Below are 14,066 nucleotides of genomic sequence, written 5' to 3'. Positions count from 1 at the left end.
GGGAAACCGACGCTCCGACTTCCCTCAAAATTAAAAATTAATCTAAAATCCTTCTGAGTAGCATTACATGCAAGGTGTTTAAATTATCTTCTTCGAGAAGATGCTAACTTCTTGTTTATAAGTAAGCCACCAAATGCAAAGAATGCCAGAGCAAGGTTAGTACTGGGTTCGGGTACTGAGGTGACGTTATCAAGTGACTGAAATCTAATAAAATCCAATTGGTAAGCTGAATTCACACAACAATTATCGAAAGATATGCTGTCATTAGACTGGTCGCCAAATGCCACAGTACCAACTACACTTTCGTTTTGTGGTGTTACACCAGTACGTGTTAGTACAGGAGTCGCAGTACCTGCAATAATGTCATCAAAAGAGTTATCCACGTAGACATTCAGATTGCCATCTATATAGCTAATTGCATATTCATGAAAAACAGAAGTGTCGATTGCAAAGCTATCCCCTACTAAGTCTGACCACTGTATACTTTTTTCGCCTATAGTTAATGAATTAGCCCGATCTACCTCAGAAAAAGAATAATTGCCATTTGGGAAAAAAATCTGCTGTGCGAAGGGTGACAAGCCCAAACCATAGTCAAAAGAGTTGAAAGAAGAACGCAGTACTTTTACACCCAACGAAATTATATAATTGTTAGCATTAATGTTTCTGCTATACAGATTAACTGCTGTTCCGGTAGTACTTACACTCAATACATCACTTGGTCTACCACTGAATTGTGGTGTCACCGTTATTGTACTATTCGGTGGTTCAGAACTCTCTAATTGCCAACCAACAGCTTCAGGTGTGCCGGTGCCGTCAAAGAGGAAGGTTGCTGCTTGTGCCGCAGAGGGTAAACCAACACTAGCGCAGCCCAGAACAAGACCAGCACTAGCAATGCCCAGTTTTTGAGTTAATTTCATTAAAAATTTCCTTCAATTCAAATTAGATCATTTAAGTCTTAAAATGTCGGTTAACGGTTATGAGTAACAATAGAATGTGTTACTCACACTCTGTAACTTTTATAAAGTATTATTTATTAATTTTTTTTTTCAATATATAAAAATAAAGTTCACTAATTCTTCATAAATCTATTACCTCTGCTTGATAAAGTAAAACTTAAAACTTTAAAACGTGACAGACCACGTAAAAAACTTAAGGTAATGGCTACTGATAAAGGTTAGGATTCACTCATAAAAACGTGCTGCCCTACGTAAGCGCGGTATTCGACCCCAATTACCAAAACGGGTATGCAAAACCAAGAAAAATAGAGGTAGGCTGATTAAAATCGCCGTTCCAAAATTTCAATAGGAACGTTGTTTTCCTTGGTATCAACGTAAATATCGTCGTCTAGTCATTCGTTGAGAACAAAAAAAGTATATTTTGATGCATTAATTGACCTTGCTACTATTCATATCTGGATTCAAAAAATTTTATTAGTGGGATAGGTTCAGATAAATTTGAGAACTTGGAACGTTGAATTAGAGTGCAGCGATAGTCATTGACCCTCAGCGAGATACGATAAATTAATAAATTTAATAGGGTTGACATACAGTCGTAGTTCCATATTTCGCCTACGCTCAAATTAGAGACGCTTTTACTCAGGCGTTGAATTTCTGTAGCGAATCTAAACACTTGCCATGCAACTTGTCCCAAAAACTAAGCTAACCCCAGAATTTGACCCAATCCTAGAGAAAATTATTCTCGATGTTGGGGGTATGAAGTGTGCTGGGTGTGTGAACGCAGTAGAACGACAGCTAACCCAACATCCAGGAGTCAAGAGTGCCTGTGTGAACCTGGCCACAGAGGTAGCAGTTGTAGAGTCAGAAACTGGTGCGGTAGATGCAGATGCACTAGCACAGAGATTAACAGCCGTTGGATTCCCGACTCAACCCCGAAAACCTAATGGCACAGTCGCAGACGAAATATCTACCTTACCAGATCCAGCAGAACGACAACGCAAAGAAATGCGCTCTTCTTTTAGGCAGTTAGCGATCGCTGCAATCTTACTATTATTGTCGGGAAGTGGACATTTTGGTAATCTTGGTAGCTCAGTGCTGCCAGTACTAAATAACATCTGGTTTCACTGTGGATTAGCGACAGTAGCCCTATTAATTCCCGGTCGCCCCATTTTAGTAGATGGCTGGCTGGGCTGGCGGCGAAATGCGCCTAACATGAACACTCTGGTGGGATTAGGAACGCTGACAGCCTACGTTGCTAGTTTAGTAGCGCTGCTATTTCCCAAAATGGGTTGGGAGTGTTTCTTTGACGAACCAGTAATGATGCTGGGCTTTATTCTTTTGGGAAGGACATTAGAACAACAAGCTAGAGGTCGTGCTGCTGCGGCATTTAGGAAATTGCTAGCACTCCAGCCACAGGTAGCGCAATTGATTGCCAACCCAGAAAAAGGAGGAATGGGATCTTCTAGTGTAGAGATTCCTGCTGAACAAGTACGTGTTGGTGAATGGGTACAAGTACTGCCAGGTGATAAAATTCCTGTCGATGGTGAAGTGGTGGTTGGTAAAACAACGGTGGATGAATCCATGTTGACTGGGGAAGCCGTGCCAGTAATTAAGCAACCAGGCGATATGGTAACAGGAGGGACGCTAAACCAGTCAGGAGCGATCGCTATTCAGACAACCCGGACTGGAAATGATACAACTTTAGCTCGGATTGTTGCCCTAGTAGAAGCCGCCCAAACTCGAAAAGCCCCAGTACAGAAATTAGCAGATACAGTAGCTGGTTACTTTACTTATGGAGTGCTGACAGCATCTGTATTAACATTTGTCTTTTGGTACTTTTTCGGTACTCACATCTGGGCTGATGTCAGCATGTCTGGTGGCATGGAAATGATGAGCCACGCTACACATGAAGCTCCCCACTCCTCTTTATTAATTAGTTTAAAACTAGCGATCGCAGTTATGGTAGTCGCCTGTCCCTGTGCTTTGGGACTTGCCACACCAACAGCCATTCTTGTCGGGACTGCTATGGGCGCAGAACGGGGTCTGTTAATCAAAGGCGGCGACGTTTTAGAAAAAGTACACAAGTTAAACACCGTAGTCTTTGATAAAACCGGCACTTTGACCACGGGTAATCCCATCGTTACAGATTGTCTGTTAATTGAGGAAATGGGGAGTAAGGAACTCCACTCCCCACTCCCCAGTACAGACGCGATTAATCGCGTCTCTGCCTACTCCCTCATCCAACTAGCAGCAGCCGTAGAAAGCGGTACTCACCACCCCCTAGCAAAAGCGATTCAGCAAGAAGCACAGCAGCAACAGTTATCTATTCCAGAGGCTGTGGAGTTTCACACGGAACCAGGACTAGGAGTCTCTGCTGTCGTAGAGGGCAAAGTTGTACTCTTGGGTAACTGGGACTGGTTGAGTTGGCACGGCATTGCTATTAACGAAACTGCACAACAGGTAGCACAGAATTTGGCAACAGATGGTAAAACGGTCGTTTGCGTAGCAGTTGGGGGAGCTTTAGCCGGGTTAATTGCTGTTTCTGATCCCCTCAGACCAGATGCCCAATCCACCGTAGACAAATTGCGTCAGATGGGCTTACGGGTAATGTTGCTCAGTGGCGATCGCCAAGAAGCAGCTAATGCTATAGCCAAACAACTAGGATTAGATAGTGCTGATGTCATAGCAGGTGTTCCCCCAGCCAAAAAAGCAGCTGCAATACAAGCACTCCAGAACGAGGGACTGGGGACTAGGGACTGGGGACTAGGAAAAATTCTTCCCAATCCCCAATCCTCAATCCCCAATCCCCAATCCGTTGTGGCAATGGTAGGAGATGGAATCAACGATGCTCCAGCTTTATCCCAGGCAGATGTAGGAATTGCTTTACACTCCGGGACAGATGTGGCGATGGAAACTGCTGAAATTGTCCTAATGCGCGATCGCTTAAACGATGTCGTTGAATCTATTCAGCTTAGTCGCGCCACTTTCAACAAAATCCGCCAAAATTTATTCTGGGCTTTTGCATATAATACAGTTGGGATACCTTTAGCAGCAGGCGTTTTATTCCCTAGTCTGGGTTTTGTCCTTAACCCCTCTGGTGCTGCTGCATTAATGGCTTTCAGCTCTGTTAGCGTCGTCACAAACTCAATATTATTAAGGCGATTAGCTCATCACCCGTAAAATTTCCCTTCTCTTGTTAAACTGAGTCGCCCCGTCAGCTTTTACGCAGCCCATAAAGCCTCTTGAAACACTTACCAAAGCTATCATAGCTAGTGGAGTAGAACGAATATGTTCTACTCTTTCAAGGTATTATGCAACTTTAAAGCTTATTTAGATCAGCACCACAGATTTATGGTGCCCGAAAATGGCAAGATACGATACTAAACAAATATTGATCAATCACAGTTCCACCAATTTGTCAATGGCAGCAGAAACCAATGAAAACCATCTACTGATTATTGAAGACGATCAAGGTCGCAAAGAATTTTCTCTAGAGCACCCCGTCTACTCTATCGGTAGAGATCGTGAGTGTAATATCCGTTTGATGTCGCAGTTTGTCTCCCGCCGCCATGCCACGTTAGTGAGATTGCCACGAGATCATAATAGTCATAGCTACTATTACCGGATTGTAGATGGCGATGCCAAAGGCAAGCCTAGTTCCAACGGTTTGATGATTAATGGACGTAAGATACCAGCTCACGATCTTAGAAATGAAGACGAGATCGTTTTTGGCCCTCAAGTACGTGCTATTTATTACCTTTTAAGAAACACTCAGCGTTTGGGACAAACGGATTCGAGTGAGTACGATATTACACTAATAAACCCCGGTATGGCCGAGGATTTAGAGGATGTGGAAGAGTGAATTATAACTACCAATAACAGCTTGATAATCCCACGTCTTGAAGTCGTGGGAGTGTCAATTCAATCACCAAAGCTATCCTGCAATACTTTCAATCAAATGCCAATGGCGGCTACTTTCAATTGACTGCTTGATGACTTCAAACATTTGTCGGCAGTAATTATCTAGTTGGAGTGGTAGTTCTTCATTTTTAATCACAATGCTCATCCGGGTTTCTGTTTCAGTAGATTTTGATTTATCAATCAATACTTCTACTGTGATCAATTTAGGAAAAGGAACATGGCCCGGAACTTCACGAGCGATAATATAATCGCCAGTGTAGTATTGAATATCCAACTGACAGTCCTGTAGAAGTTCTACAAGTAACGGCAACAGATGGTCACTCTTGACAGAAACAGTAAATGAACAGGTATAGCGAGCCATAATAGCCCCACGCCTTGCAACACTCTGTCCATCCTATAATACCGAAGTATCTAAACGAAAAGTGATTAAAAAAGCAAAGTTTTTGAGATTAGGCATTACCAGATACACAGTCACATCTGTTCTATCCACAACGAAAGTGCCGTAAGCTGAAAGTTTGATCAAAAACTTTACAATAAAGGTTTGGCTGAGGTAGAACATGAAAGTCGCAATTACTGGAGCAACAGGATTTGTCGGTAGTCGTTTGGTACAACGACTCCATGCAAAAGGTGATCAAATAGTAGTATTAACTCGGAACACCACCTTTGCTCAAAAGGTTTTTCCATCCGAGGCTTTTGCAAATGTAGAAATTGTTGCCTATACACCAAATACATCTGGTTCTTGGCAAAGCATTATCGCTAGTTGTGATGCCGTAGTTAATTTGGCAGGAGAACCCATTGGTGAGGGACGCTGGACACCAGAACGCAAACAAGAAATCCTCAATAGCCGGAAGCTAGGTACCCAAAAAATAGTTGAAGCAATAACCAACGCTAACCCCAAACCAACTGTTTTAATTAATGCTTCGGCTATTGGCTACTACGGCACCAGCGAAACAGCAAATTTTGATGAAACAAGCCAATCTGGTAACGATTTTCTCGCCCAAGTCTGTCAAGTCTGGGAAGCAGAGGCGAGAAAGGTACAAGATGCTGGTGTACGATTAGTAATTCTGCGTTTTGGGATTGTTCTGGGTAATGGTGGTGCCTTGGATAAAATGATTACGCCTTTCAAACTCTTTGCTGGTGGCCCCATTGGCAGTGGTAGGCAGTGGTTCTCATGGATTCACGTAGACGATTTAGTTAGCCTGATTCTGGAAGCTTTAACTAAACCGGAAATAGAAGGTGTATATAACGGCACTGCCCCGAACCCAGTCAGAATGATAGATTTAAGCCAAACCTTGGGAGAAGTGATGAATCGCCCTTCTTGGCTGCCTGTTCCTGGTTTTGCGATCGAAGCTCTTTTAGGAGACGGGGCTATGGTAGTTTTAGAAGGTCAACAAGTCATCCCCAAGCGCACCCTAGAAACAGGTTTTGAGTACAAATATCCTAATTTGCAATCAGCGTTAAGACAAATTCTTAATTAAAAGGAAGTGGGGAGTGGGGAAATGATTGCAGCACAAAATAACAAGAGTAGTTTGTTACTCTTAGGACTTACGCACTGTACAAAATAACTATCTTGTGCATTAACCTAAATACGTTGTTTCGGGCTTTTATCAATCACCTTTGATTGAGTGCGTAGGCGTAGCCCGCCGCAGGCATCGCTAAAATCTCATTGAAAAATCTAGCTATCAGCCTTGAAAACTCTACCTGTTATTTTGGCTTTTCTGTCAATGCGTAAGTTCTATACCAGTCAGCCACTTGCTTAACTGTAGCGATCGCTAATTTCAGTCAAGTAGTTTTGACTCATTCGGTGTCAAAATCGTTGTAGGCTGTGAATCGCAGGGTCTCAGTCTCCCAGTGAAAACAAATCGTCATGGTCGTGCCAAGGTTCTTACTCAGTCAGAAATACAGCTAATTTTCAGTGACGGCTTAGATAATGACCGCGATCGCGCCTTGTTCGGTGTATGCCTATTTAGTGCAAAATATAATTACAACTTTGATTTAGTGCCCACATAAGTTTTTACCGTTTAAACTATTATTTTCAATACACTCATTTGTCAATGGGGTATTTTGAGCAGGACGAAAGAAGTTTGATATTTGTCCAAAAATTGAAAGTAATATACTAGTAACTATAAGTAAACCAAAACAACCTAACCATGCACCTATAGCTGATCCTTGGGCACTAAGCCTTTTAAATTCTGTAAGCATTTCTAAACGGAGTTCTGCATAAGCAATTTCAGGATTTTCTGATGAAATTATCTTATCGTAAATAAAATTACACGCTTGTAAATCAAGTGTAATTCCTAAATATCTAAGTTCTTGAATAAGGCTATCTGCTAATTCATTTGGGCTAGGAGACGTTAGATCGTTAGTATTTGACATGACTTTAGTTTGTGTAAAAAGGTTCTTCAGTACTTAGTCATAGAGTTCCCTAAATATCAGTAAAGCTATCCTTAAGAGCAAAATTTTATATTTCTTATAGGATAAGTAAGTTAATGGTTGTGGGTAGATGTCGGGAAATGGGGTAAAATCATCTTTCTCAATCACCTTCAGCGATCGCACCCAACCGCAAAAGCAAAACCCCGTGCTACGTGAGATGCTACGGGGTCTAATTTGAGGGTGTTGGGGGAATGGGTGGGAAGGGTTTTCATTTTAATCTATAATGCTTGCTCGAATATCTTTTAAAGTCATCATTAGTGTTAATGGTTCTATTGGTGATGGTTGAAACCCACGTTTTAAATAAAATCTTTTGGCTTCTTCATCTTTAGCGTGAACCAAAATACATCTAACACCTGCTATTTGGGATACTGATAAAATACGAATAATAGCATCTTTTAATAAGCCAGACCCTATACCCTGTCCTTGCCATTTGGTATCGACTGCTAGTCTACCAATAAGCATACACGGTATAGGGTCTGGTGCGTTCCGTTTAGCTTTGCTAACAGCTACTAAATGAGTTACAGATCCGGTTGCTAAACAGTAATAGCCTATTACTTGATTTTCAACAGTTACCACAAAAGTTCTAGCCGTATCCCCCTCATTTTTCAAAGCTTTCTCCTTCAGCCAGTTATTCAAAGCTTCTGATTTAGATTTAAACTCTAATAGATCATGCTCATGAGTAAGTGGCTGAGGAGGATTAATAGTTTTTGTTTGTTCTATCATTAATCCCAAGGCGATTTAGTCGTTAATAATTTACGAATTTCTTCATTCGCTTTAGGTGGTGAGTCCAACATAGCAAGGAAATTTTGATATTTTTCCTCGTTTAACGCGAAGAAGGTTTTGTCACAGATGACTTTTTCAGCTTCTCGGCAGGCTACCTCTAACATAAAGTCAGAACGGTTCTTACCAAGAATCGAAGCGGCATTATCAATTAAATCCCGTTGTTGTTCTTGAACTCTAATATTAATTACTTGGTTACGACCAAGGTTATCCATTTTAGAACGGCCAAGCATTGGGTATCTTCCATTTGTGTATCTCATTTAGCGTTGCTGAATTAAGTTTCAAGCTTCATTCAGCAATGCTTAATATCTAATATAGAACATTGTGTATACAACGTCAACACAAAGTTTGGGGTTGACGACTGTTGTCAAATTATGCTCTTCTGCTGCGCTATTGACTAGATAGAAATTTTTTGGAAACCCAACTGATAATACCACTGAGAATGGCACCGCCCATGAGGATACCGATCGCTGGGTTAAACACGGGTTGCCACAGTTTATGCCACAAATCCAAACCCAAGTTTACTCCTACAGAATCACCGATCGCAGCGATCGCTAACCAGATAAAGCCAAACAAAACCAAAAAAACATCGGCGACTAAAATCGTGTTTAGCCAATTTAATAATTTATCTTTCATGATGGGAATGGGAAATGGGGAGTGGGGAGTGGGGAGTGGGGAATGAGAAATAGGGAGTTGGTATTAGCAAGAAACAAGCTAGACAAAAGAGACTTATTCAATAATTTTTCCTTGTCCCTTTTCCACTCCCTACTCCCTATTCCCTACTCCCTGTCCTTATTCTTCAAACAGCCAATTTTTGACTTTTGTCAAACTCTGCCAACCTGGTTTTCTACTTAAACCATCTTCAATACTGGTTTTTATTTCATCGCGCCATTCTTCATTGACAAAAAGTAGCTGCTGTGCTATATCAATATGTTCTCGTAAACCTTTTTGACCTGTTTCCAGCATTGCTAAGGCCAGATTGACTCTAGCCTGTGGGTCTTGTGGATTTAACTTGACTGCTTTCTGTGCAGCTTTGTAAGCCAAATTGGGTTTGTTATCGAGTAGATATAACCAGGCTAAACAAATCCAAGCAGCACTAGTTTTAGGAGCGCGATCGCACACTTCTTTAAACACAGGGATTAAAGAATCTACTGCCTCTCCTGCTTTATAGCGTTCCAAACCTGTATCAAATAGGGATTCAACTGTATTAGTCATTGGTCATTAGTCATTAGTTATTAGTCATTTGTCTTTCGTCCAATGACAAGGGACAAATGACAAATGACAATATTACACCCCAAATGACTTGCCGCAACCACAAGTTTGATTGGCATTGGGGTTAGTGAATTGAAAGCCACCGCCAATCATGGCATCGCTATAATCGAGCATTAAACCGTAGAGATATAATAGACTCTTGCGATCGCTAACAATTTTGAAGCCATCATAGTCAAAAACTTCATCCTGTGGGGTGATCTTGCTAGTGTCTTCAAAGTCCATCATGTAAGACATCCCTGAACAGCCACCCTGACGGACTCCTACCCGTAAGCAGAAGTCTGTGCCTTGCTTGTCCCGGAGGGATTTTACCTGGTGCAATGCGGCTTCGCTCAACAGAATTCCGCGTTGTTGAGACCCAATTGCTTGTGTCATCTGCTTTTTTAACTCCTTAATTAGTCTAAGCTTTACCTGATATCGGCTGGTTAATGCCTTTGGGTTGCGATTAGTGTTTTTGTATTCATTCTAGCGGCTTAGATGTCGTTAGATGCCAAATTGTAAACACTCCGTCAAAAGCAGCCAAACATTTTTATTCTAGAATTAGAGACTCAGTGTGTTTAGAGATTCGGTATTTTTGGAGTTCAAACCTGGCGGCAGTCACCAGAAGCAACTATCTTTCAGGTGCAGCCATAAAAACTTAATCCGAGGCTAGCTATCCCCCAAAGTCTACTTCCAAATTGCTTCTTTTGATTAACTTATTCTATGACAAGTTTTAATCGCTCTACCAGTCGTCGGTTGAAGAAACTAACTCAAATTCCTTCTGTATGGGAGGGCGATCGCCGTCCGTTGTCATCACCAAACCAGCACTCAGATGAGGAAAAAGGAGAATGCATTCTTTGGGTAGATTACTCCCAAGGTGTGGTTCGAGGAATGGATGTGGTAGCTTCAGATATCGGCCCAGAAGCAATAGTTCGTACCTTAATGCGAGCAATGGAGCATCCTCACAGTCCGGCAAGACCTGCCAGACCTCAAAGAATTGTAGTCAAAGACCGCGAGATTCAATTCTACCTGCGGGGGGTGCTGCAAGATTTGGATATTGCCATTGACTACGCACCAGAACTGCCTTTAATTGACGAACTGTTTCGCGGGTTCGCTGACATCCTCGATAGTCAAACCCCCGACTTACCTCCACAATATGCACAAATCTTGCGAGAGAAAGCATTTGCAATTTGGCAAGCAGCACCTTGGGAATTTTTGGAAGAACAGCAAATTTTGTCAATCGAGATTAATAAGTGGGATGTTGGCACACTCTATGCCTCAGTCATGGGAATGCTGGGAATGGAGTATGGAATTTTGTTTTACCGCTCAGAAGAGTCTTTAAAACAGTTTCGCGCCGCAGTTTTAACGGATGAAGAATCAACGGAGCATCTAGAAGAAGCGTTCCTTAAGCAAGATTGCTTATTTCTCACCTTTGAGAGTGCTGATGAAACCGATGAAGATGAGGATGAAGAAAGTGATTTGGCGGATCTGCCATTATCAGAAATTGACCCTACCTTCGGTAATATCCACCCCTTAGAAGGACTACGTTCTGTCTTGTATGACGAAGAAGCACTGGTAATCTTTGTTGCGATCGAAAGCCTGATCCGCTTTATTCGCGATCACCGTCGCCAGCTTCATGAAGACATTTTCCCTCCCCTTAGCCGTCGCTATCGCATTTCTCTGCCGCAGTCGGAAGAATCAACTAAATCTCTGCCTGTTACAGTCTCTACCATGCCGCAGTTAGCAGCAGAATTAGAGGAAATGGCAGACTTTGATATCGATGACGAGGAGAGCGAAAACCTTGACTCCCCAAATTTCCAATCATTGCAAGATGACTTGATACCAGAAGATTCCTTCCTCAGCTTAGGTGTGGTGTCCTGGGAAATGTTGGAGTCCTTGCGTAAAGGGGTTAGCTACCATCCGGCTGGTGAAATCAAACAAGTGGGTGACGGTTTGCCGGTGATTTTAATTCAAACTTCCCGCCCCAAGGCTAAGACTGTAATTGAAAGAATTGAAGCAATAGGGGGACTGAGAGCTATTTGCTTTAATCCAGGTGCCGATCCCTTCGATGGCGATCGCTACGACCTGGGTTTATTACAAACTCAAAATGGCGAATTATTCCTATTTGGAGAATTTTTAGATGAAGATCCTATTCATGTAGAAGCCCGGAAAAAATGGAATCAGCGCTGTAAAAATACTAAGGGCTACTGTGGCTTAATCATTGCTAAAGGACTAACCGGAGCCTCTCGTGGCAATCCTCAGTTACGAGATATGATGGCTTTGTTTGAAGCGCGATCGCTTTCACCTAAAGATTTAGGTATTGGCACTCTTCAACTGATGCCCCAACTTAAATTTGAATAGTTGCACAAATTCCCCCAATCCTCAATCTCAAATTGTAGTTATGAGAAATTAAGTAGGTGGGCGTAGTTCAACATAAGATCAAACCTCACACTCAATCCCTTTCCTCTGCTAAAAAGAGAGAAGCCGGAAGCAGGGTGAGGTTTTATATTTAATTTTACCCACTTACTTACAGCAGTTTTCCTTTGCATGGAGTATAAAGCTACGGGTTTTCAGGCAGGAGGTACAAACTCTTTATATCTAATGCGTGAATCTGCATTTTGTGCCTCACTTCCTTGCAAAGTGCTGTAAGTTGATGGGTATTTGATTCACATATTGACTAAACTGCATTCGGGAGAAGAAAAAGGGAAAGCTTTATCTTTTAAGGTTGACCATTCTTCTTTTTAACTCAATTAAACCAGAAAAATAAATTTGCATAGGTTGGGTTGAGGAACGTAGCAAGATCCCACAGCGTAATCTAACATTTTCCGGCATTTGGTTTCACTTCGTACTCCTACGAGGATCTTGCTACAACCCAAGCGTATGGCTTGTTAACTCTTCAAACTTCTGATTTTAAGAAAGCCAAAGATTGAAAAATCCACAGCAGAGAAAATCTCTGCTCTGGATTTTCCTTTAGCTCAGAGTTCTCTCTGAATTCTGCTATGTATCAACAGCAGTAGGTGACCAATGATTAGAAGCTAACTTTATCTCAATTTCATGAAGTAGCTGTATTTTGAAATTTTTCCAGTCATTCTATATGAATGTTTACCAGTATAAATCAGTACAAACAGCTAAAAAAATCTCCCCAAAATTCTGTTTAATAAAATCTAGGTGACGTACCTAGATATAGAAATATTTTTTTAACCATTTTCTGAGTTTTCCATCTTGTTATGTATCAATATCATTAAGCAGAATATCAGAATATATCTTTTTCTTTGTAATTTTTTTATAAAGTATGAGAGTGAGTTTATTTAGTCTCTAAATGAAGATTATTTAAAGCGTATAAACAATAGATATAATGAATACGTAATTGAAAAAAACGGAATATACAATTGTTCTTATGAGTGTACTTAACTAAATAATAAATGTTTGTAAATCCAAAGTATATTAGCAGTAAATTATTTTTTAGCTGTGAAAAATTTACTGCCTAATTTAGGGTACAAAAATTTGCAAAAAAATAATTTGTCTAATCTTTCAATAGATACATACTATGGATGAGAAAAAAAGCACTGAGTCTAAGACAAACTATATCGCTAGAGAGAAGATAAAACACATCTCAGATTGCATCTTATTTTTACGGCGAGTTAGTGTAAAAGCATGAAGCAAAAATAAAATATTGTTCTCGGCAACAGCCAAGTAACACCATCTCTGTTTGGCGAGCATTTATCTGTGTAAAATTACAGATAATGCTGTTAAAATTTACCAACATTTCAGCTATTTACACCCAGAAAACTGAGTTTTATAAGCTTTTTGGTGGTTACTATATTGACGCAAAGAAGCAATCAGCTTGATCGAGGATAGCCAAAATTCATAAACGTTCAGTAGCTTTTAACTTCGTGGTTAAAGTAATGGGTTTAGATGGGTGTTTGTTTGAGAGCGAACGCTTATTTGCCTACTTTTAAGTGATTATTCACAACCTCTATAGACGATGATAACCCGCCTGTTATAAAGCATTTCGGCATGATAATGATTCTGAAGCTTTATTTTATGGTGTTATCTGAGATGTTCTCTCCAAGTGGGTTTGGCTAACTTGGTTAAGAGATAAGGTCAAATACTTCCGATGGAGAATAACTTTGGAAATCTTGATTGAGTCAACAGTACGTGTCTCAAATTCATTTATAAAATTTCATTGTCAGGCTTTACTCATGATGTTAGTAGCGTTATTATCTTCAAAAGCAACTATGTGGTCTTTATCCTGTCACCAGAGTAACAAATAAAGTGTAGTTTTTTATTTTTTTTAGGAAATGATGAATACTTTGACAAAACGAACATTTTTAATATTAATGATATTACTTGTTTCGTGAGACAAATTCTGATAACCTTATCGGTTCCCTCTTTAATTTAGAATTTTTCGACGATCTAAATATCCAGCAGATAGCATGATAATGACAAATAAAAAATGGGCTGTTAAACGTATCACTGTCAATCTCGCAACACAGGAAGCGGAAAAGCTAGAAAAATATTGTCAACAAACAGGTAGACCCGCAACCGATGTGATTCGCGAACTGATTAGAAGTTTGCCTGTCTCCGATGACGACAAAGATGTAAACAACTAAGAAGTTGCTTTTACGGTTTACCAGATAACTGCTTTGTTACCAAAAAATAGCTATGATATTTTTTTGAGTCCGTCGCTATGGACAAGAGTTTGTGTAGCTGATACAGACGCGTTTT

The 14,066-nt window shown here is 40.7% G+C and carries 14 protein-coding genes; 6 read left to right on the top strand and 8 right to left on the bottom strand.

Translation table 11 applies throughout. The features are described from left to right. Positions 1-83 precede the first annotated feature (83 nt). Positions 84-917 carry a hypothetical protein gene (locus CDC33_RS38840; protein ID WP_181374045.1) on the bottom strand — a complete coding sequence of 278 codons (834 nt, stop codon included), beginning with the start codon at positions 915-917 and terminating at the stop codon, positions 84-86. Between the two features lie 717 nt (positions 918-1,634). Here CDC33_RS38840 and CDC33_RS17170 point away from each other — a divergent pair. Continuing rightward, positions 1,635-4,136, top strand: a complete 2,502-nt coding sequence (locus CDC33_RS17170) for a heavy metal translocating P-type ATPase (protein ID WP_109009496.1) — start codon at positions 1,635-1,637, stop codon at positions 4,134-4,136. 184 nt (positions 4,137-4,320) lie between these two features. Then, a complete protein-coding gene (locus CDC33_RS17165) occupies positions 4,321-4,818 on the top strand; it encodes an FHA domain-containing protein (protein ID WP_109009495.1) in 498 nt (165 codons plus the stop codon). Between the two features lie 72 nt (positions 4,819-4,890). On the opposite strand, the gene CDC33_RS17160 is transcribed toward CDC33_RS17165, so the two are convergent. After that, positions 4,891-5,238: a hypothetical protein gene (locus tag CDC33_RS17160; RefSeq protein WP_109009494.1), complete on the bottom strand. Its 348-nt coding sequence runs from the start codon at positions 5,236-5,238 to the stop codon at positions 4,891-4,893. Positions 5,239-5,434: 196 nt separating this feature from the next. Between CDC33_RS17160 and thyD the strand changes: the two genes are divergently transcribed. Both thyD and CDC33_RS17150 read left to right on the top strand, forming a co-directional pair. Next, positions 5,435-6,355, top strand: coding sequence for a thylakoid membrane protein ThyD (gene thyD, locus CDC33_RS17155; protein WP_109009493.1), 921 nt, complete (start codon positions 5,435-5,437; stop codon positions 6,353-6,355). A gap of 373 nt (positions 6,356-6,728) precedes the next feature. Continuing rightward, positions 6,729-6,887, top strand: a complete 159-nt coding sequence (locus CDC33_RS17150; RefSeq protein ID WP_244919253.1) for a hypothetical protein — start codon at positions 6,729-6,731, stop codon at positions 6,885-6,887. Here CDC33_RS17150 and CDC33_RS17145 read toward each other — a convergent pair. The 6 genes from CDC33_RS17145 to CDC33_RS17115 all read right to left on the bottom strand — a co-directional run bounded on the left by CDC33_RS17145 (position 6,873) and on the right by CDC33_RS17115 (position 9,734). Beyond that, positions 6,873-7,253: a hypothetical protein gene (locus CDC33_RS17145; RefSeq protein ID WP_109009492.1), complete on the bottom strand. Its 381-nt coding sequence runs from the start codon at positions 7,251-7,253 to the stop codon at positions 6,873-6,875. The two genes, CDC33_RS17150 and CDC33_RS17145, sit on opposite strands and share 15 nt — an antisense overlap. A 270-nt stretch (positions 7,254-7,523) precedes the next feature. Then, positions 7,524-8,033 carry a GNAT family N-acetyltransferase gene (locus CDC33_RS17140; RefSeq protein WP_181374044.1) on the bottom strand — a complete coding sequence of 170 codons (510 nt, stop codon included), beginning with the start codon at positions 8,031-8,033 and terminating at the stop codon, positions 7,524-7,526. Continuing rightward, entirely contained in the window at positions 8,033-8,323 is a 291-nt protein-coding gene (locus CDC33_RS17135) for a type II toxin-antitoxin system TacA family antitoxin (protein WP_109009490.1), read from the bottom strand. The genes CDC33_RS17140 and CDC33_RS17135 overlap by 1 nt, the downstream gene beginning before the upstream one ends. Positions 8,324-8,480: 157 nt before the next feature. Next, on the bottom strand, positions 8,481-8,726 hold the full coding sequence (locus tag CDC33_RS17130; RefSeq protein ID WP_109009489.1) for a DUF8620 family protein: 246 nt from the start codon (positions 8,724-8,726) through the stop codon (positions 8,481-8,483). Positions 8,727-8,882: 156 nt separating this feature from the next. After that, a complete protein-coding gene (locus CDC33_RS17120) occupies positions 8,883-9,305 on the bottom strand; it encodes a tetratricopeptide repeat protein (RefSeq protein WP_109009487.1) in 423 nt (140 codons plus the stop codon). Between the two features lie 72 nt (positions 9,306-9,377). Further along, the gene (locus CDC33_RS17115; protein WP_109009486.1) at positions 9,378-9,734 is read right to left on the bottom strand and encodes an iron-sulfur cluster assembly accessory protein; all 357 of its coding nucleotides are present in this window, start codon (positions 9,732-9,734) and stop codon (positions 9,378-9,380) included. Positions 9,735-10,061: 327 nt separating this feature from the next. Between CDC33_RS17115 and CDC33_RS17110 the strand changes: the two genes are divergently transcribed. Further along, the gene (locus tag CDC33_RS17110; RefSeq protein ID WP_109009485.1) at positions 10,062-11,699 is read left to right on the top strand and encodes a DUF6930 domain-containing protein; all 1,638 of its coding nucleotides are present in this window, start codon (positions 10,062-10,064) and stop codon (positions 11,697-11,699) included. Between the two features lie 2,075 nt (positions 11,700-13,774). Then, entirely contained in the window at positions 13,775-13,951 is a 177-nt protein-coding gene (locus CDC33_RS17105) for a ribbon-helix-helix domain-containing protein (protein WP_181374043.1), read from the top strand. Positions 13,952-14,066: the final 115 nt, after the last annotated feature.

Source organism: Nostoc commune NIES-4072, from assembly GCF_003113895.1.
In the GTDB taxonomy this organism is placed as follows: Bacteria; Cyanobacteriota; Cyanobacteriia; order Cyanobacteriales; family Nostocaceae; genus Nostoc; species Nostoc commune.
The sequence above is the reverse complement of the archived record's forward strand: the minus strand, read 5'-3'. Positions and strand labels throughout refer to the sequence as shown.